Below are 23,898 nucleotides of genomic sequence, written 5' to 3'. Positions count from 1 at the left end.
CGACGGGGCAGCGCCCCCGGCCATCGCGGGACGCAAATGACCGGCGTTTCCGATTCCACGTGACAGGCTCCGGAAACCGGATTACTCCGCCGCCTCGGCATAGCTTTCCAGCGGCGGACAGGTGCAGACAAGGTTCCGGTCCCCGAACACATTGTCGACCCGCCCGACCGGCGGCCAGTATTTGTCCACCCGGAACGCGCCCGGAGGAAAACAGCCTTGCTCGCGGCTATAGGGCCGGTCCCATTCGGCCACCAGATCCTCGACCGTATGGGGGGCAAAGCGCAGCGGGCTTTCTTCGACAGCCACACGGCTTTCGGCAATGTCGGTGATCTCGTCCCGGATCGCCAGAAGCGCGGTGATGAAACGGTCGATCTCGGCCTTGGTTTCGCTTTCGGTCGGCTCGACCATCAGGGTTCCGGCCACCGGCCAGCTCATCGTGGGCGCATGAAAACCATTATCGATCAGACGCTTGGCGATATCGTCCACGGTCACGCCATGTTCAGCGAAAGGCCGGGTGTCCAGAATGCATTCATGCGCCACGCGACCCCGATTGCCCATGAACAGGATCGGATAGGCGCTCGACAGGCGGCTGGCGATGTAATTCGCGTTCAGGATCGCCACGCGCGTCGCCTGTGTCAGCCCCTCGCCACCCATCATCAGGCAATAGGCCCATGAAATCAGCAGGATCGAAGCCGAACCCCAAGGCGCCGCACTCACCGCGCCCGAACCATCCTCGCGCGGGTCGCCGGGCAGATAGGGGGCCAGATGCGCCCGCACCCCGATCGGTCCCATGCCGGGGCCGCCACCGCCATGCGGGATGGCGAAGGTCTTGTGCAGGTTGAGGTGGCTGACATCGCCGCCGATCTCACCCGGCTGCACCAGCCCGACCAGCGCGTTCATATTCGCGCCGTCGATATAGACCTGCCCGCCATGCTTGTGGGTGATGTCGCAGACCTCGCGCACCGTGTCCTCGAACACGCCATGGGTCGAGGGGTAGGTGATCATCACAGCCGCCAGCTTATCGCCCGCCTTGGCGGCTTTATCCGCAAAATCCTCAAGGTCGATATCGCCATTGGGCGCGGATTTCACCACAACGACCTTCATCCCGGCCATCTGCGCGCTTGCGGGATTGGTGCCATGCGCGGAAACCGGGATCAGGCAGATATCCCGCTGCCCGTCGCCATTCGCCTTGTGATAGGCCTGAATCGTCAACAGCCCGGCATATTCGCCCTGCGCACCGCTATTCGGTTGCATGGAAAAAGCGTCATAGCCGGTGATCTGGCACAGCTTCTGCTCCAGATCCTCGATCGCCTCGGCATAGCCTGCGGCCTGATAGCGCGGGGCAAAGGGATGCAGCGCCCCAAATTCCGGCCATGTGATCGGCATCATCTCGGCGGCGGCGTTCAGCTTCATGGTGCAGGAGCCCAGCGGGATCATCGCCCGGTCAAGCGCCAGATCCCGGTCCGACAGGCGGCGCATATAGCGCATCATCTCGGACTCGGCCCGGTTCATATGAAAGACCGGATGGGTCAGATAATCGCTTTCACGCAGCAATTCCCATGGGATTGCCGGAACAGTCCCGGCCTCCGCAGGCTCATCGATCCCGAATGCATCCAGAAGCCGCGTGATCACATCGGCATCGGTCGTCTCGTCGATCGAGATCCCGACACGGTCGCGCCCGACCCTGCGCAGATTGATCCCGCGTTGCTCGGCGGCGGCAAGAATCCCGGCCTGCCCGACGCCCACCCGCACGGTGATCGTGTCGAAATACGCATCAGGCGCGACCTCGGCCCCGGCAGCGCGCAACGCATTGGCCACCGTGACGGCATTCAGATGCACCCGCTGCGCGATGGCCCGCAAGCCCTCCGGCCCATGAAACACGGCATAGAAGGATGCCATTACGGCCAGCAAAGCCTGCGCGGTGCAGACATTCGAAGTCGCCTTCTCGCGGCGGATATGCTGTTCGCGGGTCTGCAATGCCAGACGGTAGGCCTTGTTTCCCTTGGCATCCACCGACACGCCAACAATCCGCCCCGGCATGGCCCGTTTCAACTCGCCGCGGCAGGACATGAAACCGGCATGTGGCCCGCCATACCCCATCGGCACCCCGAACCGCTGGGATGAGCCAACGGCAATATCCGCCCCCATCGCGCCCGGCTCGCGCAAGAGGCAAAGCGCCAGCAAATCGGTTGCCACGATCGCCAGCGCCCCGGCCTCGTGCAAAGCGGCGCAATCGGCGCTCAGGTCGCGGATATGACCATAGGTGCCGGGATACTGGAAAATCGCCCCGAAAACCTGCGACGGATCCAGATCCTCTGCCGCGCCCCGGATTACCCGAATCCCCAAAGGCGCCGCCCGCGTCTCGATCACGGCAATGGTCTGCGGATGCAGATCCCTGCTGACGAAGAACCCGTCCGACTTGGATTTCGCCTGCCGCTTTGCCATCGCCATGGCCTCGGCCGCCGCCGTCGCCTCATCTAGAAGCGAGGCATTGGCGACCGGCAGCCCGGTCAGATCGGCGACCATGGTCTGAAAATTCAGCAAAGCCTCAAGCCGTCCCTGGGCGATCTCGGGCTGATAGGGCGTATAGGCAGTGTACCATGCCGGATTTTCAAGAATATTCCGCTGAATGGCCGGCGGGGTCACCGTGCCATAATAACCCTGCCCGATCAGGCTGGTCATGACCTTGTTCTTCGCGGCAACCTGTTCCATCCGCGCCAGCAGACCGGCTTCGGACAGCGCCGGCCAGTCCAGCGGCTCGGCCTGCCGGATCGCCTTCGGCACGGTCTGGTCGATCAGCACCTCAAGGCTGTCCGCCCCCACCGCCTTCAGCATCCCGGCCATCTCGGCCGGCGAAGGCCCGATATGGCGCCGGTTCGCAAAATCATCAGGATTGTAATCGATCGGAATCCAACGGCTCATATGTCGCCCTCTTGCATATTCCCAGAGCGAATCCGCTCATCATTTCTTCTTTGTCCAAATACCTCGGGGTCGCCGGCGGGTCGCGCCACTGGTTCAAGAGACCTGCCGGCGACGGGCAGAGCCCCGGCTGCCGCCGGGCAAGGCCCGGCAAGACCTTACCCGATCAGCTCGTTATAAGCGGCTTCATCCATGAACCCATCCAGCGGGTTATCCCCGGCGGGTTTGATCCGAAAGAACCATGCCGCCATCGGGTCATCATTCACATTTCCCGGATTATCGGCCAGATCGCCATTCACGGCGGTAACGACGCCCGCGACCGGCGCGGTGATGTCGGAGGCAGCCTTGACCGATTCGATCACGACGATCTCTTCGCCCGCCTCGACCTCGCGGCCCTCTTCGGGCAGTTCGATGAACACGACATCGCCAAGCTGTTCGCTTGCGTGGCTGGTGATGCCAACGGTGATCTCGTCACCATCGGCGCGCAGCCATTCGTGATCTTCTGTATATTTCAGCATGGGGTGCTCCTCAGCGTTTATAGGATGGGGTGACGAAGGGCAGAGCGGTCACGGTCACGGCGATGCGCTTGCCGCGCAATTCCGCATAGACCGTTGCGCCGTCGGGAATGTCGGGATCAAGCCGGGCCATGGCGACAGGTTCCCCGACCGAAGGGCCGAATCCGCCCGAACTCACGATGCCGATCGCATCGCCCCCGCTTTCCGCGGCAAAGATTTCGACGCCCTCGCGGATCGGGGCGCGACCTTCCGGGCGCAGCCCGCGGCGGGTGGAGGCGGGGCCGGATTCCAGTTCCGCCAGGATCCGCGCGGCACCGGGAAAGCCGCCTTCGCGTTCGCCCCCGTTGCGGCGGGTTTTCTGGATCGACCATGCCAGACCTGCCTCGGCAGGGGTGACGGTTTCGTCCATATCGTGACCGTAAAGCGGCATCCCGGCCTCCAGCCGCAGGCTGTCGCGGGCACCCAGTCCGATGGGGGCGACTTCTTCGAAGGCCAACGCAGCCTCGGCGAACTCCCTCAGCGAGTCATCGGGCACCGAGATCTCGAACCCGTCCTCGCCGGTATAGCCCGACCTCGATACCCAGACCTCTATGCCACCCCAGTCAAGGATGCGGCTGTCCATGAATTTCATTTCAGAGGTTTCGGGGATCATCCGTGCCAGCACGGTGACGGCCTCCGGCCCCTGAAGCGCAATCAGCCCGCGATCCGTGACCGGGCGAATCTCGACATCGTCCAGCCCTTGCAGATGCGCGATATCCTGTTCCGCGCAGGCGGCATTGACGACCAGCAGATAGTGATCGCCACGATTGGCGAACATCAGATCGTCCAGAATTCCGCCCTGATCATTCGTGAACAACCCGTAACGCTGACGCCCTTCGGGAAGTCCCAGAACCGCCGCGGGGATCAGACGCTCCAGCGCAAGCGCGGCGGTTTCCAGCTTGCCGTCACGCGGATGGACCAGCACCTGTCCCATATGGCTGACATCGAACAGCCCGGCGCGGGCGCGCGTGTGCAGATGCTCGGCCATGACGCCCATCTTGTATTGCACGGGCATTTCCCAGCCGGCAAAGGGCACCATCCGGGCGCCATGTTCAAGATGCAGCCCGTGAAGCCCGGTCCGGCGCAGTTCATTGGTCATACGATCCCCCTGTCATCCGCCGGCAGGCCGGCATCGTTAAAACGGGTCTGTACCCGTCTGTCGATGCCCCCTCTGTCCTTGCCCGGGTCCAGTCAGCCTGGTTCCGGGCGCCTGAGATCGTTATCCCTTCGGCGGGCCTGACGGCCACTCTCCAGAATTCACAACGGAAAACGGTCCTTTTGCCTGAGAGTTCGCCGGGGCGGCTGCTCCTTCGGCACCGGCGCGGGGCCGGATTCTCCCGAATTCCATGTCTGGCTTGCTATCCGTGACAAGGCAGCAATGCAAGACTTTTGTCTGATGTCTCCGTGCCGATAACAGCCCGTCGCGTTCTGTTGACAAGAGGGCGGGCCTGACCCACAACCTGTTTCGAATGCGTCCGTATCAGACAGATCGTAATCATGGCTCCCAAGTTCTTTCAGATCGGTTTCAACAAATGCGGCACGACGTTCATCGCGCGGCTGTTCGAGATGAATGACATTCCGGTCGTGCATTGGCTGGAAGGCGAATTGGCCGAGGATATCGCCTATTCGAAACTGACCGGCAGGAAGCCCTTGCAGAAATGGGCCGACAGCGTGACCGCCTTTACCGATATGGAATCGGTACGGTTCATGAACATGCCGATCATCGAGGCGTTCAAGGAATATGAATATCTCGACAGCCATTTTCCCGATTCGGTCTTTCTGCTGAATACCCGCAACGTGGAAGACTGGATCATCAGCCGCTATATGCATCGCGGCGGCGGCTATGCGCGGGCCTGTGCGCAGATACTTGGCGTCTCCATTGGCGATCTGGCCGATATCTGGAAGGACGACTGGAAGCGCCATCTGCGGGAGTGCCGGGCCTATTTCGGCGGGCGCCCCGAATTCATCGAGATGAATATCGACGATGCCGCGCCTGCCGATTATTACGACGCGCTGTCGCCGTGGTTCGATCTGAAGCATTGCCCCGAGCCTGTAGGAAAACGGGTGCGCAAGAAGCGGGAAGCCTATCTTCCCCGGCTTGGCGAAATGCTGACCGCGCCCGAGCCTTCGGATATGGTCACGGAGCCCGTGCGAAAGGACGTGGCGGCCCGGTTATCCGCGTTCTGTGCCCCCGCAAGCATCAGCCATGCCGCCGGTGGCTTTTCGCCCCGCTTGCGGATGCCTGTCCGCTTCAACGTCGAAAGCGGCGAAATCCGAGCGCCCGATTCCGAATTGGTGCCGATCATCCGCGATGACGATGGCCGCTATCATGCCGACCCGGCCTTCCCCGCGTTGCGGCCCGCCGCCGCCGCCGTGAACGATATCGCGCAGATCGCCGATCACGGCGAATACTGGCTGGATATGCGCCTGAACTGCCTTGCGGGGGCGGTAAAGGGTCATGCCGCCGCCACGCCGATCCTTGCCCCCAGCCGTCGGGCCGGGGTCAAGAATGTATTTCTCTGGCCGATGCCCTGGCTGCACCGGCTGGGAAGCGGCGGGTTGCCGGGTATCGTTCCGCGCAAGGAAAAACCGTTCCAAAACAAGCTTGATCACGCTGTCTGGTCCGGCGACCTTACGGGCTATGCCCGAGGGGAAGAGGGACCCGATCTGTCAAGACCGGTCTCGGGCGCGATCGACAGGCTTGTCGGTTCGCAATACGATTCCCCACGATTCAGGGCCGGCAAAAGCGATCTTGCCGACAGCGCAAGGCTTGGGTTCATCGAGAGTTGCGCGGGATCCGAGCTTGTGGATATCATTTTCAATCCCCGGGGCCGGGTGCGCAAAGCGCTGGAACGGACCGAGCTGGACCAGTTTCAGGCGATCGGCAAAGAGCACGGCTCGCCCTTCGACTATCGCTATATCGTTTCGCTTGGGGGCGTGCCGGGATCGGATGAATTCCTGTTGCACGCCAACAGCCATTCGGTCGTCCTGAAAGAGGAAGATGGCTGGGAGCTGTACCATTCCGGCGTCTTCCGCCCGTGGGAGCATTACATCCCGCTGGACTGGGGCGCCGCGGATCTGGAAGAGAAGCTAGACTGGGCGCGGCATCACCCCGATGAATGCAGGAAGATGTCCCGCGCCGCGCGGGATTTATGCATGATTCTTGCCGATCCGGCGGGCAGGCGCATGCAATTATCCATGATCCTCGGCGAATATCGCGCCGCGACCGGGCAGGGTGAGTGAAGGGCATGGTCCGGGCTTGAGGTTATCGCTTCAGGAAGCCTACGAAATTGCGCAACACCCGGCCGCGGCCGGGCAGCTCATGTGCCGGTCATCCGCTCGCGGTGGAAAACATAGATCCCCGCCGCAAGGATGATCGCGGTACCAAGCCATGTGAGCGCATCCGGAAAATCCCCGAAAACCGCGAAGCCGACGATGGTGGCGCCCACGATCTCCAGATATTGGAACGGTGCCAGCAGACCGGCCTCGACCCTGCTGAACGCATGGGTGATCAGCAGGAAGGTCAGTGACAGCATTGCGCCCGCGCAGATCAATGCCGGGAACACCCAGCCCGGCAATTCGAAGATCGATACCGTGTCGCGCCCAAGGATAATGCTGCCGGCGTCAAGGATCAGCATCCCGATGGCGGCGCAGAAGGTCGCGCCGATCTGCAATGTAAGCGCGGACCTGGTGCGGCTGGCACGGCGCAGCAAGATCATGTTCAATGCATAGGCGATTGCCGCGCCGACCGGAAACAGCGCGACCGGCCCGAATATGGTGAAATTCGGACGAATGACGATCAGCGCGCCGATCAGCCCGACGACAACCGCCGCAATGCGGCGCGGGCCGGGACGTTCGTTCAGAAACGGCCATGCCAGCAGCGTCAGAAGCAGCGGTTCGATGAAGAAGATCGCGATGGCCGTGGCGATCGGCATCTTCTGAAATGCACTGACAAGGCAGATCATCACCGCCGCGAACAGCGCCCCCGAGACCAGTGCGGTCCATGACAGCAGCGGTCCTTTCAGCCGGTGCCGCATGACAAGGACGATCGGTACGAAAAACAGCGCCTGCATCCCGATCCGCCAGACCGTCACATCGAAGGGCGAGGCGACGCCGGTCAGCAGCTTTGCGATCGCATCGCCGATCGGCAGAAGTCCCATGGCGGCAATCATGGCCAGCATCCCCTGACGGGTATCGCTTTGATCGGTCATTCATCCCTCCGGGTAAACGCGCAAGAAGGGGCAAATCCGGCCCCGAAGTCAGCCCTGTTCCGCGAGTGTTCGGAAATACTATATTGAATCAGATAATTGCAACAAGGCAGCGAAGAAATTGCGGGGTTTCCGGGCGCCGTTCAGGTTGCTTTTTCGTCGGCCTCATGCTAGCCAGATTACAATGGCTGAGAGGGAACATAACAGCTCTCAAGCGTGTCAACACGCTTTCACATGGCGGATTGTCGTGCCGCCGCGTGCGTTTCCAATTCCGTTATCATTCACCGACCGGATTCCCGGGAAATCCCGTATCCGGCCTTTCCGACCCATAAGAGTGAAGGACACACCATGTTCAGGATAACTTCTATCGCTGCGCTTGCCGCAGCCGGCTGCCTGTTTTCGCTGCCCGCGAATGCACAGGAAGGCGAAAGCCAGTGCGGTGACGTTTCAATCGCGCAAATGAACTGGGCATCAGCCGAAGTCATTACGGAAGTCGCCAAGTTCCTTCTGGAGCAAGGTTATGGCTGCAATGTTTCGCTGGTGAAATCCGATACCATTCCCGCGATGACCTCGGTCGCAGAAAATGGCGAGCCGGATATCGTGACCGATCTGTGGCCGAATTCCGCCGGGGAAGCTTATGACAAGCTGGTGGATGCGGGCACGCTGGTGCCCCTTGCCGATGTTCTTGATCCGGGCGGGACGGAAGGCTGGTGGATTCCGACCGCGCTGGCCGAGGAACATCCCGAACTGACCACTATCGAAGGCATCATGGAAAATCCCGAACTGGTCGGCAATCGCTTCAACAACTGTCCCGATGGCTGGGGATGCCGGGTGGTCAGCGACAACCTGATCCGCGCGCTTGATCTGGAAAGCTCTGGCATCGAGGTGTTCAATCACGGATCGGGCGAAACGCTGGCCTCCTCGATGGGTTCTGCGGTGACCGATGGCGAACCCTGGTTCGGTTATTACTGGGGACCGACCGTGCCGCTTGGCAAATACGACATGACGCAGGTGAAACTGGGCGAGTATGACGAAGAGAAAGCTGCCAATCTGCAAAACCCGAATGCCGAAAACCCGGAAGTGTCGGAATTTACCGCGGCTCCGATCCTGACGGCGGCCACCGCGGATTTCGTGGACAGCAACCCGGAAGAGACCGAGTTTTTCCGCAAGATGACGATCAAGACAGACATCATGAGCGCGTTGCTGGCGTGGCAGGATGACAATTCCGCCACCGCGGAAGAGGTTGCGGTGCATTACCTTACCGAGAATCCCGATGAATGGCAGGGCTGGCTGTCGGATACGGCACGTGAAAACCTGTCCGAGTTGCTTCAGCAATAAGTCGATGACAACCCGAACCCTGCAAAGGACGGCGCCGGATCCGGCGTTGTCCTTTCCGGGTTCCGAAAACAGGCGGGCATGCTGTCCGGAATAGCCATGGCAACTTATGACGGTGTAATTGATGCGCTTGGTTTGCGCGAATGGTGCGGCGGCGGCGACGGAGGTGGTGGCAGCGCCCCCATGTCCATGCAAGAGCTGCTTGCCCGCAGCCGGGGTGAATCCGGGGGCGGCGGTGACGGCGGATCACTTTGGGATCTGCCTTTTCCGTCGCTCGATACGCTTCACGATGCCTGCGCAGCGATTCCGGAAACCCGCGATCTGACGCTGGGACTTGAACGGGGGTTCCTGTCCATCCGTGACGCGCTGCGGGTGGTGGTCGATCCGGTCACCCAACCGCTTAGCTGGATGCTGCGCGAAAGCCTTGCGGTCATGACCAATACGCCCTGGTGGATCATGATGCCGCTGCTGCTGGCCCTTGTCTGGCTGGTCAGCCGGTCATGGCGGATCGTGGGTTTCGTGGCCATGTCGCTTGCGCTGCTTGCCCTGGTCGATCATTACGATGCGGCGATGCAGACATTGGCGATCATCTTCGTCTGTGCCTTCATCTGCGTGCTGATCGGCGTGCCCATCGGCATTGCCATGTCCCGCAGCGACCGGCTGCAACGGATCGTCATCCCCATTCTCGACATGCTTCAGACGCTGCCGCCCTTCGTCTACCTGATCCCGCTGATCTTCCTGTTTTCGGTGACCGAGCCGAAGCTTTATGGCATCGCGATCATCCTTTACGCCATCGTGCCGGTGGTCCGGCTGACGGATCTTGGTATCCGGCTGGTGGACAGGGACGTGATCGAGGCCGCCGACGCCTTCGGCATGACAAGCCGGCAAAAGCTGTTCGGCGTGCAGATCCCGCTGGCGCTGCCGAATATCATGGCAGGCGTGAACCAGACCATCATGATGAGCCTTGCGATGGTGGTCATCGCCTCGCTGGTATCGGCTCCGGGTCTTGGGGTGCTGGTGCTGCGCGGTATCCGCAGCCTTGAACTGGGTGTCGGGCTGGTCGCCGGTTTCGGGATCGTGCTGCTGGCGATCATGCTGGACCGCGTGACCAAGGCTTCGCTGGCGCGGATCGATGCCAGCCAGGCAAAGCGATAGGGGGGCGGTCATGGATGATAACGTCAAGATCTCGATCCGCCATCTTTACAAGATATTCGGCGACAATCCGAAATCCGTTCTGGCCGAAGTGCAGGCCGGAATGGGCAAGCCCGAGCTTCTGGAAAGCCGCAACCATGTGCTGGGCCTTTCCGATATCAATGTCGATATGCACGAGGGCAAGATCACCGTCATCATGGGGCTGTCCGGCTCGGGCAAATCGACGCTGATCCGGCATCTGAACCGGCTGATCGAGCCGACCTCGGGTGAGGTTCTGGTCGATGGCGAGAATATCCTGACCTGGAACGAGGCGCGGCTGCGGACGCTGCGGCGGGAAACCATGTCGATGGTGTTCCAGAAATTCGCCCTGCTGCCGCATCGGACGGTGCTCGAGAATGCCGGGATGGCGCTGGCCACGCGCGGCAAGTCCCGCAAGGAGTTCGAGGGCGATGCCAATCGCTGGCTGGATCGGGTCGGGCTGGGCGGCTATGGCGGCCATTATCCCTATCAGCTTTCGGGCGGGATGCAGCAGCGGGTAGGGATCGCCCGCGCCCTGACCTCGAATTCCGGGATTATGCTGATGGACGAGGCGTTCTCGGCGCTTGATCCGCTGATCCGCACCGATATGCAGGATCTGCTGATCGAATTGCAGGCCGAGCTGCACAAGACCATCGTTTTCATCACCCATGATCTGGACGAGGCCCTGAAGCTGGCCGATCATCTGGTGATCCTGAAGGACGGGCTGGTCGTTCAGCAGGGCGAGCCGCAGCATATCCTGTTGAATCCCGCCGATCCCTATATCGAGGATTTCGTCAGTGATATCAATCGCGCAAGGGTTCTTCGGGTCCGCTCGATCATGGATAGCAGCAGCGGCGAAGGCGAATTTTCCGGCGAGGTGGATCACGATGACAACCTTGAGAACGTGATCGCCATGGCCGAGGGTGCGCTTGACCGGCGGTTCCGTGTCACGCAGGACGGAAAGCCGGTCGGCACGCTGGAGATGCCCGCGATCATGCGGGCTTTGGTGCCGCGTCGCTCTGCGCGGGAAACGGCGCGGGGGTAAGGGTTTGCCCCGTGTTTCGCGCCCGGGCGGGGGATTTTGCATCCCCCGCACCCCCTGCAAGGTATTTGAGCAAAGAAGAAACACGCGGGAGCGGCGATCGTTTCGAGGCGCATTTGCCATAAAACGCGAGCCATAGTTGCTAATGCGCTGCCCGGCTATGGCGGGAGTCCGGGGCGGGCGATTTGTTCCTTAACCCAGATAGGTGCGGAGTCCCGGCGGGGGATCGTCCAGCAAGGGTCCGGTCGGCACAGGCGCATGGGCGATGCCGTCCTCGATCAGGATCGTCCGGGGGGCGAAACTGCGGGCATCCCTGGGATCATGTGTGACCATCAGCACGGTTGCCCGGGTTTCGCCCGCGATGCGGGCCACAAGTTGCAGCATCTCGGATTTCAGGGCCGGACCCAGCGCCGCGAATGGCTCGTCCAGCAATAGCAATGGGCGGGCGCGCAGCAGGATCCGGGCAAGCGCGACCCGGCTTTGCTGGCCGCCGGACAGGCTGGCGGGGCTGCGGCGCTCCATGCCCGACAGGCCAACCTCGGCCAGTGCATGGGTCACTTGCGCCTGTTGATCCCGGCTCAGGCGCAGATCGGGGCGCAGGCCAAGCCCGACATTCTGCGCCACGCTCAGATGCGGAAATAGGTTCTGGTCCTGAAACAGAAATGAAACCGGCCGCTGACCGGGCGGAATGGCGGTGATGTCCTGTCCATCCCACAGGATCCGGCCGTTATCCGGGGCAAGGAAACCGCCAATCAGCGACAGCAGGGTGGATTTCCCCGAACCCGACGCCCCGATCACAGCCATATGCGCAGCGGCAGGGACGGTCAGTTCCGCGCGGAGCGAGAAATCGTCCAGAGTGACGGTGATATCGCGCAGTTCAAGCAAGGCGTCCCCCGCGGTCGAAGATCCAGAAAAGCGCGAAACTGATCAGCATCAGCAGGATCGCGCAGGCGGCGGCATCCTCCATCCGGTAGGAATTCATCAGCTGATAAAGTTTCAACGGCAAAGTCGGCTGCTCCTGCGCGAAAAGCGTGATGACACCAAGATCGCCCATCGCAAGCGCGGCGGCCAGACCTCCGGCAAAGCCCAATGGGCGGGCAAGGCGCGGCAGGGTCAGGTAACGCAGCCGCGCAGCCCCGCGCATATCCAGCGACGCGGCCAGCCGCCCGTAATCCGCCTGCAGGATCCGCGCAGCCGGGATCAGGGCGCGAAGCCCGAATGGCAGTGCCATGATTGCATTGATCGCCACCGTGACCGGCAGGGCAAGCGTCTGGGGCGCGAACCATCCGCGCAGCAGGATGAACAGCCCGGTTCCCAGAACCAGCGGCGAGGCGACGATGGGCAGCATTCCGGCGCTTTCGATCCAGCGGGAATTGCCGCGCGCGACCTCCAGCGCGAGTATCAGCGAAAGCGTCAGGGCCAGAAACGCGGAACAGATCGCCATGACGATTGACCGTGCAGCGGCGCTCCAGACCTCGAGGGGCAGGGCCGGGATGCGCGGAAGCCCGTTCGCGGTGACGGACAGGATCGGCCAGAGCAGGAAAACCGCCGCCAGCAGGATGGCAAGCATATCCGCGCCGCGCCTCCAGCCGCGCGGGGCGTGAGGGGTATGGGTCTCCTGCATTCCGGCACCGAAAGCGGCGGGGATGGTGATCCGGAAGGCCAGCGTCATGGCGCCAAGGCTGAGGGCGATCTGCACCAGCCCCAGCATGGCCGCTCGCCCAAGGTCGAAGTCGAAACGGAATGCCTGATATATGGCCAGTTCGACGGTGGTGGCGGATGGCCCGCCGCCCAGTGTCAGGGCCACGGCAAAGGATGTCAGGCAGACAAGGAACACCGCCAGCCAGACCCCCGGCAGGACCGCGCGCAGCATCGGCAATTCCAGATGGCGCAGGCTATCGCGGGGCGTGAAGCCAAGGCTTTCGGCAAGGCGGAAACGTTCGGCCGGGATGGCCTGCCACCCTTGCAGGATCAGCCGGACCGAGAGCGGCAGGTTAAAGAACACATGCGCCAGGATCACCCCCTGCCAGCCATAGATGCCGATCTCGGGCAAGCCAAGCAGGCGCAGCCCCTCATTGATCGTGCCGTTCCGGCCAAAGACCGAGATCAGCCCCATGATCGCCACGATTACCGGCAGGATGAAGGGCGCGCCCAGCAAGGTCACCAGTGCCGCGCGACCACGAAATCGCCGCCGCGCCAAAGCCCGCGCCACCGGGATCGCAAGCAATGCCGACAGGGCTGCCGAGACGAATGCCTGCCACAGCGTGAACCGTACCGCCTGCCAGTCCCAGGGACCAAGACCGGACAGACCGCGCGCCTGCCATGCCACGGCGGCCAATGTGCCAAGGATCAGCGTGGCAAGCAGAGTGGCGATTATCGCTCCGGCGGGTTCGCGGTACGTCATCGGATATGCCCGCGAATGAGTTCTGCGGCAGCCGTGGGTGCCGCCTGTGGCCGGGCGGTTCTGTGACCGATGGCGCGCCATCCGGAAATCCCGGGATATCTGAGCGAAGAAGAGGCGAGGGCAGTTTCGGTCGGGGGAGGCATGCGCAGATATCGCCTGATCGCCTTGGACCGATCATGCCTTGCCGGAGATTGTGCCCTGTCGCGCCGCGGGGGAGTTTGCATCCCCCGCACCCCCTGCAAGGTATTTGAACAAAGAAGAAATATGCCGGAGGGGGGATGTTTCGGAGCGATCCGGCCATAAAATCCATTCAGGTTAAAGCTGTGTTTCATGTGAAAAATCAAAAGCTTTCGGATTTTGATGCGATATCGCCTGGGATGGAGGAGCGATGATTGCCTGAATATCGTGATTCTGCTGCGACCGATCCTATCGCGAAAAGGCTTGCAGCCATTCCTCAAGCGCCGGTTTGCGCAGCGCCTCGGCTTCATCCTCGGAATAGAACAGGGTCTTTTCGGGGCGCGGCAGATCGCGCATGACCTGCGGCCATTCTTCCATAGGAAGCTTGGCCGGCATGGACCAGTTGGCAAGCGGGATCGTGCTTTGGAATTCGGGCGTCAGGATCCAGTCCATGAATTGCTGCGCCAGTTCCGGCTGATCGGTCGATGCCACCTGCGCGGCCAGTTCGGCCATGAGGTAATGGCCTTCGGGGAAGATCGCGGCATGTTTGGTCCGGTCATCCTCGGCCTCGATATGATAGGCGGGCGAGGTGGTGTAGGACATGACCATATCCGCCTCTCCATCGGTGAACATGCCATAGGATTCCGACCAGCCCTTGGTCACGGTCAGCACCTTGGGGGCCAGTTTCGCCCATGCCTCGGGCGCATCCTCGCCATAGACCGATTTCACCCACAAGAGCAGCGCCAGACCCGAGATGCCCGAGCGCGGATCCTGTATCACGATCTTCAGATCGTCGGGCGCGTTCAGAAGCTCATCGAAACTCGCAGGCGGGTTTTCCAGCCGGGTTTCGTCGTAGACGAAGGCGGTTTCGCCCCAGTTATAGGGCAGGAAAATATCGTCATTCCATTCGACCGGCACAGAAAGATCGGATGTATCCTGCCCATGCGGCGCGAACAGGCCCGAGGCGCGGGCGCGCGCGGTTACATCGGTGTTCAGCCCGAAGACGATATCGGCCTCCGTGCCGTCTCCCTCCATCAGGATGCGGGGCAGGATGTCGCCGGTGACGAATTTCAGATCGCAATCGCAGAACGCCTCGAAACCTTGCTCGATCTTCGGGCCGGGGCCCCATTCGCTGGCGATGTAATCTCCGGCATAGACGGTCAGAACCGGCTTGTCCTGCGCGAAGGCCGGTGCCGCGAGCAGAAGGGTGGCGGCGGTCAGGGCGTATTTCATCAAGGCTGCTCCTTTCACTAATCACGAAAGAAAGGAGCATCAGACCTTCCCTCCGCCAGTACTAACCGGATCAGGTTCAACGGGTCCGCGATTGCGTCTCAGCCAATAAGGCACCCCGAGGTATCGAAGCAGCATAGTGGAACATAGCCGGTTAGCAAGGCCGTTCGGGTCGGTCCGGCTTTCAGCTTTCGCCGGAAGTTACGGGAACCTGTCCCTGTGCCAGTTTCAATCGCGTCCACAGATGCATATTGATGATGATAGCGGCAATTTCGGCGATTTGCCTTTCCTCGAAAAACTTGGTCAGCGCGTCATGGATTTCACCGAAACCGGGCCTGTCCGGACGTGACAATGCCTCACAATACGCGAGTGCGGCCTTGTCTGATGCCGAGAACATCGGACTTTCCCGCCAGGCAGGCAGATGGAAAACCTTTGCAACAGGGATGCCACGATCAAGCGCGGCCTGCATATGCGCTGTAAGGCAGAATACGCATTTGTTGATCTGGGCAACACGCAGACGCAAAAGCTGGGCGATCTGCGGCTCGACTGACAATTCGGCGGCGTAGCCAACGGAATCGGCAAGTTTGGTTGCCAGTCCGTAGAATTCTATTTGCGCCGGATCAAAACGGCTGTTTTCGAACTCGAGTGTTTCGTCTCCGAGCAGGACAGCATCAAGGTTAACCTGCTTCAAGCTCTCTTTTTTCGATTCCATATGTACTACCTGCAAAGTTTACAAAATAACAACGGGCAGGCTAACGAGCCGTGGAATAGATTTCAACGCCCTTGTGAAAGCTTCAGGATTTCATTCAAGGCAGACTGCTCCAACATGAAGCCTCTAATGGCTTTGCACGGATTTTCAAGCATCTGGCAGAGGTTTGAAAACCCGTGTTTCCGAGTCTTGAAAACTGTTCTAAGAACGTGGACGCAATGAAACAGCAGGTGGCAATGAACGATCAGCCCACACCGATGATGGCGCAATATCTGGCGATCCGGGATGCGAATCCGGGCGCGTTGCTGTTCTATCGCATGGGCGATTTCTACGAGATGTTCTTTGACGATGCCGTGCAGGCAGCCGCCGCATTGGATATCGCCCTGACCAAGCGCGGCACCCATCAGGGAGAGCCGATCCCGATGTGCGGCGTGCCGGTTCATGCCGCCGAAAGCTATCTGCTGACCCTGATCCGCAAGGGGTTCCGCGTCGCTATCGCCGAACAGATGGAGGACCCGGCCGAGGCGAAGAAACGCGGTTCCAAATCCGTGGTGGCCCGCGATGTCGTGCGGCTGGTGACACCGGGAACCCTGACCGAGGAATCGCTGCTGGAAGCGCGGCGGCACAATTTCCTTGCCGCATTCTCGCAGGTGCGCGGCGAGAGCGCGTTGGCATGGGTGGATATCTCGACCGGGGCGTTTCAGGTGATGGAATGCCCGGTCAGCCGCCTGTCGCCGGAACTGGCGCGGCTTGCGCCTCGTGAATTGCTGGCGGCGGATGGCGCGGGGCTTGATGAACTCGCTGCCGATGCGGGCGCGGCACTGACCGATCTGCATGCCAGCGCATTCGATTCCACGGCGGCGCAGCGGCGGTTGTGCCAGCTTTACGGGGTTGAGACGCTGGACGGGTTCGGCACATTCACGCGTCCGGAGCTGTCGGCGATGGGGGCAATCGTCGATTATCTCGATATGACGCAGCGGGGCAAATTGCCGTTGCTGCGCCCCCCCTCCCGCGAGCGGATGGGCGGCGCGATGCAGATCGATGCTGCGACGCGCCGGAATCTGGAACTGACGCAGGCCTTGTCGGGCGGGCGGCTGCTGGAGCGCAGGATCTCGGCGCCATCACGCGACCTGCATCTGATCCATGCGCGGCAGCAGGCCGTGGCCGATCTGGTCGAGGATCCGCGCCTGTCCGCCGATCTGCGCGAGGCATTGGCGCGGGTGCCGGATATGGACCGGGCGCTGTCCCGGCTTGCGCTGGAGCGTGGCGGGCCACGCGATCTGGCGGCGATCCGGGCCGGGCTGACGCAGGGTGCCGCGATTGCCGCTATCCTGCCCGATGACGCGGCGCAGGTGCTGCGGGAATCCGCCAGCGATCTGACCGGCCATGATGAGCTGATCGATCTTCTCGACGATGCGCTTGTGGCCGAACCGCCCCTGTTGGCCCGCGATGGCGGTTTCGTTGCCCCCGGATATGACGAGGATCTGGACCAGACCCGCCGGTTGCGCGACGAGGGGCGCGGCGTGATCGCCGGGATGCAGGCGGATTACGCCGACAAGGCCGGGGTCTCCAGCCTGAAGATCAAGCATAACAATGTGCTGGGCTATTTCATCGAGACCACGGCGACCCATGCCGAAAGGATGATGAAACCGCCATTGTCGGAAATATTCATCCACCGGCAGACCACCGCGAACCAGATCCGTTTCACCACGGTCGAGCTTTCCGAGCTGGAAACCCGCATCCTGAACGCCCGCGACCGGGCGCTTGAGATCGAACGCCGGATATTCGATCGGCTACGAACCGCTTTGCTGGAGAAATCGGCGCAGATCGGGCAGGCGGCGCGGGCGTTGGCCGAGATCGATCTGGCCAGCGGTTTCGCCGATATCGCCAGCGGGGAAGGCTGGACACGGCCCCGTGTGGGTGACAGCCGCGCCTTTATCGTCGAGGGCGGGCGGCATCCGGTGGTCGAGCGGGCGTTGAAGCGGCAATCGGAAAGTTTCGTCGCCAATGACTGCGAATTGACCGAGGGCGAGACCCCGGCGATCTGGTTGCTGACCGGTCCGAACATGGCGGGGAAATCGACCTTCCTGCGCCAGAATGCCCTGATTGCGGTGCTGGCGCAGGCCGGGGCCTTCGTGCCTGCGCGGCGCGCTCATATCGGCATGGTCAGCCAGTTGTTCAGCCGGGTGGGGGCGGCGGATGATCTGGCGCGGGGGCGGTCGACCTTCATGGTCGAGATGGTCGAAACCGCCGCGATCCTGAATCAGGCCGACGATCATGCGCTTGTCATTCTTGATGAAATCGGGCGGGGCACGGCGACATGGGACGGGCTTTCCATCGCCTGGGCGGTGATGGAGCATCTGCACGAGGTCAATCGCTGCCGTGCCCTGTTTGCCACCCATTATCACGAGATGACCGCCCTGACCGCGCGGCTGGATGGCGTCGAGAACGCGACGGTTGCCGTCCGCGAATGGGAAGGCGATGTGATCTTCCTGCACGAAGTGCGCAAGGGCGCCGCCGACCGCAGCTATGGGGTTCAGGTGGCGCGGCTGGCCGGGCTGCCCGCATCGGTGGTGGAGCGCGCGCGCGAAGTGCTGGACGCGCTGGAATCGGGCGAGCGTGAGGGCGCGGCGAAACCCGCCGCCCTGATCGACGACCTGCCCCTGTTCCGCGCGGCACCACCGGCGGCTGCCCCTGCCGTTTCCGGGAAATCGCCTCTGGACGAGCGGTTGAGGGATGTGCATCCCGATACGCTCAGCCCGCGCGAGGCGCTTGACCTGATCTATGAACTCAAGGCTTTGGGAGAACCGCAATGAGCTACAATACCTTTGGCCGCGAATTCCGGTTCACCACATGGGGCGAAAGCCACGGCCCGGCGCTTGGCGTGACCGTTGACGGTGTGCCGCCCCGGGTGGAACTGGACGAGACCTATATCCAGCAATTCCTTGATCGCCGCCGTCCCGGCACATCGAAACACACCACCCAGCGGAAAGAGCCGGATCAGGTGCGTATCCTTTCGGGCGTGTTCGAAGGCCGGACGACCGGCACGCCAATTCAGTTGATGATCGAGAATACCGATCAGAGGTCGAAGGATTACGGGGATATCGCCACCAGTTTTCGCCCCGGCCATGCCGATATCGCCTATCACCTGAAATACGGGATCCGGGATTACCGTGGCGGTGGCCGTTCCAGCGCGCGCGAAACCGCGGCGCGGGTCGCGGCCGGAGGCGTGGCGCAGGCGGTGTTGCGGCATCTGCTGCCCGACCTGAAGATCACCGGTTACATGGTGCAGATGGGCGAGATGCGGCTGAACCGCGACCGTTTTGATCCTGCGGCGATTCCGGGGAACCCGTTCTTTCTGCCCGACGCGACGGCTGCGGAGGCGTGGTCGGATTATCTCGACGGTATCCGCAAAAGCCAGAACAGCGTCGGCGCGGCGGTGGAATTGCTGATCGAAGGCTGTCCGCCGGGTCTTGGAGCGCCGGTCTATGCCAAGCTGGATACCGATCTGGCGGCGGCGATGATGTCGATCAATGCCGTGAAAGGCGTCGAGATCGGCGAGGGCATGGCGGCGGCCAGTCTGACCGGCACCGCGAATGCCGATGAAATCCGCATGGGCAACCACGGCCCGCGGTTTCAGTCCAATCATGCCGGGGGGATTCTTGGCGGTATCTCGACCGGGCAGGACATCGTCTTGCGTTTCTCGGTCAAACCGACCAGCTCGATCACCACACCGCGCAAGACGATCAACCGGATGGGCGAGGAAATCGACCTGATCACCAAGGGCCGTCATGATCCTTGCGTCGGTATCCGCGCGGTCCCCGTGGCCGAGGCGATGGCCGCCTGTGTCCTGCTGGATCATCTGTTGATGGACCGGGCGCAGACGGGCGGGGTGCGGGGCGAGATCGGCTGACATTCAGCACCCGGGCCGCGCATATCGCGGCATGTGACGCCAGAGCACGGGGGTCATTGGTCCCAAAGCTCGTCTTCCGGCGTGTCTGTTTGCAAAAGCGTCTGTGCAAGACGCTGTGCCTGCGCCCGTAAAGGCACATTCCGAATGGCCTGTGCGGGATCGCACATGATCGCGGGATCCGTCGTTTCAGCAAGAGTCGCGAAGAAACGTGACAGGCCCTCCAATCCCTGACGTATCGCATCGGCTTGCTGCAAATCTCTTAGGTCATCCGCGCCGGCCGATTGGATTGCCCGCCCGATCGTTCGGTCCAGGGCTGTCAGGTCTTCCGCCAGCCGCCGTGCCTCGACCGAAGCGCGGCCAAGAACCGCCCGCATCGGTTCGCGTTTGTCTTGGGCTTTGTTTAATGAAGTCACGTCAATTTACCCGTTACCTTTTCGATACAGCCCAGCAATTGTTCTTTGGTGAAGGGTTTGGCGATGAAATTGTTCATCCCCGCCTTTTGACCGCGCGCGATCGTTTCACGGCTGGCGGTGCCGGTGATCAGGATGAAACCGATCCTCTGCGTGCTTTTGTTGCCGCGCAGCGCCTCCAGCAGGGCAAGACCGTCCATGCCGGGCATATTGTAATCCGATATCACCAGATGAACCGGTGAGACCGCGAGTTTCTGAAACGCGGTCTTGCCATCCGCTTCATATTGCACATTCGGGATCTTGGCCCAATCCAGCGCCTGTTCGATCAAGGCGCGGCTGACGGTCATGTCATCCACCACCATTACATGCAATTGCGATTTCAAAGGCATCTCATTCTCCTTCTGGGCGATTAGGTGGCAGAGTGCCGTTACGGCGGAATCGTGTCGTGCCAGTGGGATCGAACAGACCGGCTGCCGGGCCATCCAGCCGTTCGGAATGGCCGATGAACAGCGCGCCGCCATTCCTGATTTGCCGGGCGAATCTGTACCACAGCCTGCGCCGGGCAGGGGCATCGAAATAGATCACGGCATTGCGGCAGAATATGACGTTGAACTGACCGGAAAACGGCCAGTCGTCATGAAGATTCAGTTCGGCGAACCGGATGATCGCACGCAGGTCAGAATTTGCCGTATATTGCTCGCCATCCCGCTGGAAGAACCGCAACAGACGTTTCGCGCCAAGCGGGTGCAATGCCTGCGCGGCATATCGCCCCGCTTCCGCCCGCGCCACCATCGTGGGATCGATATCGGTTGCGAGAATGCGCAGATCATGACGCGCGGCATCCGGAAACAGATCCAGCAGCGTCATCGCGATCGAATATGCCTCTTCCCCCGAGGCACAGGCGGCGGACCACAGGCGAATCCGCTCACCCGCCCGTGCCGCATCGACAAGCGGAGGCAGAATCTCGGTGGCAAGCGCGTCGAAATGATGCGCCTCGCGGAAAAACGCGGTGACATTGGTCGTGACGGCCGACAGCAGATGCCGCCGCTCCTCGATCCCGTCGGCGCCTTCCAGCCGCTGGCAATATGCGCCGTAATCGCGCAGATTCAGCGAGCGTAACCGCCGATTGAGACGCGCTGCCAGCAGGCTGCGCTTGGCCTTTGTCAGGACGATGCCGCTATCCTGGCGGACGATCCGGGCCAGTCTGTCGAACTGGCGATCGGACAGGGCCGGCGCTTCGATCATCTGTAACGCGCTCATGCGGTTTCTTCCCGGGCAATGGGCAGAACCTGGGACAGATCGATCTTTCGAAGGATCTGGCCATCGTCGAATGTGATCATGCCGGTGATGAATTCGCGCGCATGCGTCAGGGCGATGTCGGGGACAGGCTGAATATTCCCGTCATTGACCGTGACGATATCCGACACAAGATCGGCCAGCAGTCCGACCACACGTTCTTCATGCATCGCGATGATGACCACATGCCGCTGCGATGGCGTGGTGGCGCCAAAGCCCAGCCGGGCCGAAAGATCGACCACGGTCACGACAGAGCCGCGCAGGTTGATCACCCCTTTCACGTAATCAGGCGCATGCGGCAGGGTCGTCGTGGGCGACCAGCCGCGAATTTCCCGCACCAGACCGATATCTATGCAGAAATCCTGCTCTGCCAGCTTGAAGGCAACGACGTCGCTTTTTCCGACAGTATTATGTGACATAGACTGAAGCATGATTCATCCCTGTGCTGCTGCGGCCGGGACTGCCCTGTCGTGATCGCCGGACGATGTCCGGACAACCTCTTCGGGGTCGATGATGAGGGCGATCTTGCCGTCGCCAAGGATGGTCGCGGCCGACACCCCCGGCACATGCCCATAATTCTCTTCAAGACTTTTGATGACGACCTGGCGCTGATCTATGATGCCATCCACCAGCAAGGCGGATCGTTTCTGATTGTCGGCCTCGATCACGATCAGGACGCCGCCTTCGATCGTCGCGGGGCAGTCACGCAATCCGAATTCTCCGGCCAGATCTATGATGGGTATCAGATCGCCGCGATTGGACAGAAGCCGGCCATCCTGCCCGACGCCATGCAGCATCGACGGATTGGCGCGCATCGTTTCCTGAACCGCGTTGATCGGAAGAACCATCGTTTCGCCGCAAAGCTGAATCAGCATTCCTTCAAGAACAGCCAGCGTCAGAGGCAGGGCGATCGAGAATGTCGTGCCCTGCCCGATCTCCGAATGGATCATCACGCGACCGCCAAGATCCATGATCTCGCGCCGGACGACATCCAGCCCGACGCCGCGCCCGGACAAAGCCGAGACCTCGGTTTTCGATGAAAAGCCCGGCATGAACAGAAGCTGATCGATCTCTGCCGGGTTCAGGGATGCGCCGGATGCGACCAACCCCCGCTCTTCGGCGATTTCACGCACTTTCGGCCGATTGATCCCGCCGCCATCATCCGAAACCTCGATCTGGACCCGGCCAGAGCGATGGGCGGCCGACAGGGTGATCCGGCCTTCCGCGGGTTTTCCGCGCGCCTGCCGGGTTTCGCCGTCTTCCAGACCGTGATCCACCGAATTTCGGATCATATGGGTCAGGGGATCGATCAGCCGCTCGATCATGGTCTTGTCCACCTCGGTCTCTTCTCCGACCGTGACCAGATTGACCTGTTTGCCGGTCGCGTCGGCGGCTTCGCGGACGATGCGGTGCATACGCTGGAACACCAGCTTCAGCGGCTGCGCGCGGATCGCCATGACGCTTTCCTGAATGTCGCCGGCAAGCTGGCCGATGGCGTCAAGGCCCGCAAGGACATCGGGATCCTCGCTCATCCCGGCGGTCTGGATGACCTGCGCGAGCATCGCCTCCTTGATGACGAGTTCGCCGATCATGTTCATCAGCCGGTCCACCCGCGCGAGGCTGACCCGGATCGTCGCGCCGGAATCGCCGCCGGATGCAGCGGGTCTTGATGGCCTGGCAGAATCGGTCTGAGCGGGTTCCGGCGGGTTGATCTGCGCGGTTTCGGGAATGTCCCCGGGCGAGGAATCAGAGATCTCGTCCGGTTTCGGGGGACCATCCGGTTCCGCTGTCAGCGGGGTTACGTGAAGCTCGCAGCAATCCTCGACGAATTCGAAAATCTCGGCGATCTCATCGGCGGCGCAATTCGTGTGCAGAATGATCGTCCACCGGAGCTGCGGCTGATCTTCCGACCAGTCCGACAGAGGCGGCACGAAATCGGAATCCACCCGGATCTCTGCCTCGCCCAGTTTCGCTAGGGCAAGGAACAGGGCTGCCGGCTCGTTCCCGGAGCGGTAAAGATCGCCATCGGGAATGAAATGAATGTTGAACCCGGCCTCACCGGCAAGCCCGGGCAGGGGATCTTCGCCATCCAGAGCGCCGATATCGATGACCATCGGCGTGAACTCTATCGCGTCGTCATCCCCGCCATCGGCCATGATCCGGTCAAGCTCTGTCAGCAATGCCTCGCGCTTGGCGTGGTCCGGCTCGGACGACTGGCGCGCCGCCGTCACAAGATCGGCAAGGCAATCCGACGACCGGTGCATGATGGACATCAATGCCGGATCCGCTTCCAGCCTGTCCGAGCGCAGCAGATCAAGGACGGTTTCGAACCGGTGCGCGAAAGTGACCAGATCGTTCAGCCCGAATGCGGCGGCACCACCCTTGATCGAATGGACGGCGCGGAAGACGGCATGAACCGTTTCCTTGTCATATCCGGGCTGGTCCATTTGACGAAGACCGTTCGCAAGCCCCTCCAGAAGTTCACCGCATTCGTCGAAGAACATTTCCTGGATTTCGTCCATCTCCGCCAT

The 23,898-nt window shown here is 61.8% G+C and carries 19 protein-coding genes and 2 riboswitches; of the genes, 6 read left to right on the top strand and 13 right to left on the bottom strand.

The genetic code is table 11. The annotated features are described in order from the left end of the window. Nucleotides 1-81: 81 nt before the first annotated feature. The 3 genes from gcvP to gcvT form a co-directional block, all read right to left on the bottom strand. Nucleotides 82-2,922, bottom strand: coding sequence for an aminomethyl-transferring glycine dehydrogenase (gcvP, locus tag D3P04_RS16015; RefSeq protein ID WP_119750691.1), 2,841 nt, complete (start codon nucleotides 2,920-2,922; stop codon nucleotides 82-84). 155 nt (nucleotides 2,923-3,077) lie between these two features. Further along, on the bottom strand, nucleotides 3,078-3,437 hold the full coding sequence (gene gcvH / locus D3P04_RS16010) for a glycine cleavage system protein GcvH (RefSeq protein ID WP_119750689.1): 360 nt from the start codon (nucleotides 3,435-3,437) through the stop codon (nucleotides 3,078-3,080). A gap of 10 nt (nucleotides 3,438-3,447) precedes the next feature. Further along, on the bottom strand, nucleotides 3,448-4,572 hold the full coding sequence (gcvT, locus tag D3P04_RS16005; RefSeq protein ID WP_119750687.1) for a glycine cleavage system aminomethyltransferase GcvT: 1,125 nt from the start codon (nucleotides 4,570-4,572) through the stop codon (nucleotides 3,448-3,450). Nucleotides 4,573-4,733: 161 nt separating this feature from the next. Further along, nucleotides 4,734-4,823: riboswitch (glycine riboswitch) on the bottom strand. Nucleotides 4,824-4,970: 147 nt separating this feature from the next. Here gcvT and D3P04_RS16000 point away from each other — a divergent pair. Further along, nucleotides 4,971-6,716: a glycosyl transferase family 90 gene (locus tag D3P04_RS16000; RefSeq protein ID WP_119750685.1), complete on the top strand. Its 1,746-nt coding sequence runs from the start codon at nucleotides 4,971-4,973 to the stop codon at nucleotides 6,714-6,716. 77 nt (nucleotides 6,717-6,793) lie between these two features. On the opposite strand, the gene D3P04_RS15995 is transcribed toward D3P04_RS16000, so the two are convergent. Further along, a complete protein-coding gene (locus D3P04_RS15995; RefSeq protein WP_232845045.1) occupies nucleotides 6,794-7,684 on the bottom strand; it encodes a DMT family transporter in 891 nt (296 codons plus the stop codon). 345 nt (nucleotides 7,685-8,029) lie between these two features. Between D3P04_RS15995 and D3P04_RS15990 the strand changes: the two genes are divergently transcribed. The 3 genes from D3P04_RS15990 to D3P04_RS15980 all read left to right on the top strand — a co-directional run bounded on the left by D3P04_RS15990 (nucleotide 8,030) and on the right by D3P04_RS15980 (nucleotide 11,231). Then, nucleotides 8,030-9,019 (top strand): ABC transporter substrate-binding protein, encoded by a 990-nt coding sequence (locus D3P04_RS15990; protein ID WP_119750683.1) that lies wholly within the window; start codon nucleotides 8,030-8,032, stop codon nucleotides 9,017-9,019. A 96-nt stretch (nucleotides 9,020-9,115) separates the two neighbouring features. Continuing rightward, nucleotides 9,116-10,171 (top strand): ABC transporter permease, encoded by a 1,056-nt coding sequence (locus D3P04_RS15985; RefSeq protein WP_119750681.1) that lies wholly within the window; start codon nucleotides 9,116-9,118, stop codon nucleotides 10,169-10,171. A gap of 10 nt (nucleotides 10,172-10,181) precedes the next feature. Further along, nucleotides 10,182-11,231, top strand: a complete 1,050-nt coding sequence (locus D3P04_RS15980; protein ID WP_119750679.1) for a quaternary amine ABC transporter ATP-binding protein — start codon at nucleotides 10,182-10,184, stop codon at nucleotides 11,229-11,231. A gap of 189 nt (nucleotides 11,232-11,420) precedes the next feature. Here the strand turns inward: D3P04_RS15980 and D3P04_RS15975 are convergent, their stop codons facing one another. The 4 genes from D3P04_RS15975 to D3P04_RS15960 all read right to left on the bottom strand — a co-directional run bounded on the left by D3P04_RS15975 (nucleotide 11,421) and on the right by D3P04_RS15960 (nucleotide 15,751). Next, entirely contained in the window at nucleotides 11,421-12,113 is a 693-nt protein-coding gene (locus tag D3P04_RS15975; protein WP_119750677.1) for a thiamine ABC transporter ATP-binding protein, read from the bottom strand. Beyond that, on the bottom strand, nucleotides 12,106-13,632 hold the full coding sequence (locus D3P04_RS15970) for a thiamine/thiamine pyrophosphate ABC transporter permease ThiP (protein WP_119750888.1): 1,527 nt from the start codon (nucleotides 13,630-13,632) through the stop codon (nucleotides 12,106-12,108). The genes D3P04_RS15975 and D3P04_RS15970 overlap by 8 nt, the downstream gene beginning before the upstream one ends. 426 nt (nucleotides 13,633-14,058) lie before the next feature. Next, nucleotides 14,059-15,042: a thiamine ABC transporter substrate-binding protein gene (locus tag D3P04_RS15965; protein WP_119750675.1), complete on the bottom strand. Its 984-nt coding sequence runs from the start codon at nucleotides 15,040-15,042 to the stop codon at nucleotides 14,059-14,061. 30 nt (nucleotides 15,043-15,072) lie between these two features. After that, a riboswitch (TPP riboswitch) is annotated at nucleotides 15,073-15,170 on the bottom strand. Between the two features lie 53 nt (nucleotides 15,171-15,223). Further along, nucleotides 15,224-15,751 (bottom strand): carboxymuconolactone decarboxylase family protein, encoded by a 528-nt coding sequence (locus D3P04_RS15960; protein ID WP_119750673.1) that lies wholly within the window; start codon nucleotides 15,749-15,751, stop codon nucleotides 15,224-15,226. A gap of 233 nt (nucleotides 15,752-15,984) precedes the next feature. Here D3P04_RS15960 and mutS point away from each other — a divergent pair, with 233 nt between their 5' ends. Both mutS and aroC read left to right on the top strand, forming a co-directional pair. Continuing rightward, on the top strand, nucleotides 15,985-18,564 hold the full coding sequence (mutS, locus tag D3P04_RS15955) for a DNA mismatch repair protein MutS (protein ID WP_119750671.1): 2,580 nt from the start codon (nucleotides 15,985-15,987) through the stop codon (nucleotides 18,562-18,564). Further along, a complete protein-coding gene (gene aroC, locus D3P04_RS15950; protein ID WP_119750669.1) occupies nucleotides 18,561-19,661 on the top strand; it encodes a chorismate synthase in 1,101 nt (366 codons plus the stop codon). The genes mutS and aroC overlap by 4 nt, the downstream gene beginning before the upstream one ends. A gap of 53 nt (nucleotides 19,662-19,714) precedes the next feature. Here the strand turns inward: aroC and D3P04_RS15945 are convergent, their stop codons facing one another. The 5 genes from D3P04_RS15945 to D3P04_RS15925 are packed head-to-tail and all read right to left on the bottom strand — an operon-like array spanning nucleotide 19,715 to nucleotide 23,898. Continuing rightward, the gene (locus D3P04_RS15945) at nucleotides 19,715-20,074 is read right to left on the bottom strand and encodes a hypothetical protein (RefSeq protein ID WP_147391951.1); all 360 of its coding nucleotides are present in this window, start codon (nucleotides 20,072-20,074) and stop codon (nucleotides 19,715-19,717) included. Continuing rightward, nucleotides 20,071-20,460 carry a response regulator gene (locus tag D3P04_RS15940; protein ID WP_119750665.1) on the bottom strand — a complete coding sequence of 130 codons (390 nt, stop codon included), beginning with the start codon at nucleotides 20,458-20,460 and terminating at the stop codon, nucleotides 20,071-20,073. The genes D3P04_RS15945 and D3P04_RS15940 overlap by 4 nt, the downstream gene beginning before the upstream one ends. A 1-nt stretch (nucleotide 20,461) precedes the next feature. Beyond that, a complete protein-coding gene (locus D3P04_RS15935) occupies nucleotides 20,462-21,331 on the bottom strand; it encodes a CheR family methyltransferase (RefSeq protein ID WP_232845044.1) in 870 nt (289 codons plus the stop codon). Further along, nucleotides 21,328-21,786, bottom strand: coding sequence for a chemotaxis protein CheW (locus D3P04_RS15930; RefSeq protein WP_232845043.1), 459 nt, complete (start codon nucleotides 21,784-21,786; stop codon nucleotides 21,328-21,330). The genes D3P04_RS15935 and D3P04_RS15930 overlap by 4 nt, the downstream gene beginning before the upstream one ends. Nucleotides 21,787-21,801: 15 nt before the next feature. Continuing rightward, nucleotides 21,802-23,898, bottom strand: a complete 2,097-nt coding sequence (locus D3P04_RS15925; protein WP_119750661.1) for a chemotaxis protein CheA — start codon at nucleotides 23,896-23,898, stop codon at nucleotides 21,802-21,804.

Source organism: Paracoccus onubensis, from assembly GCF_003591515.1.
Classification (GTDB): Bacteria; Pseudomonadota; Alphaproteobacteria; order Rhodobacterales; family Rhodobacteraceae; genus Paracoccus; species Paracoccus onubensis.
This window is presented reverse-complemented; position numbering and strand designations above follow the sequence as displayed.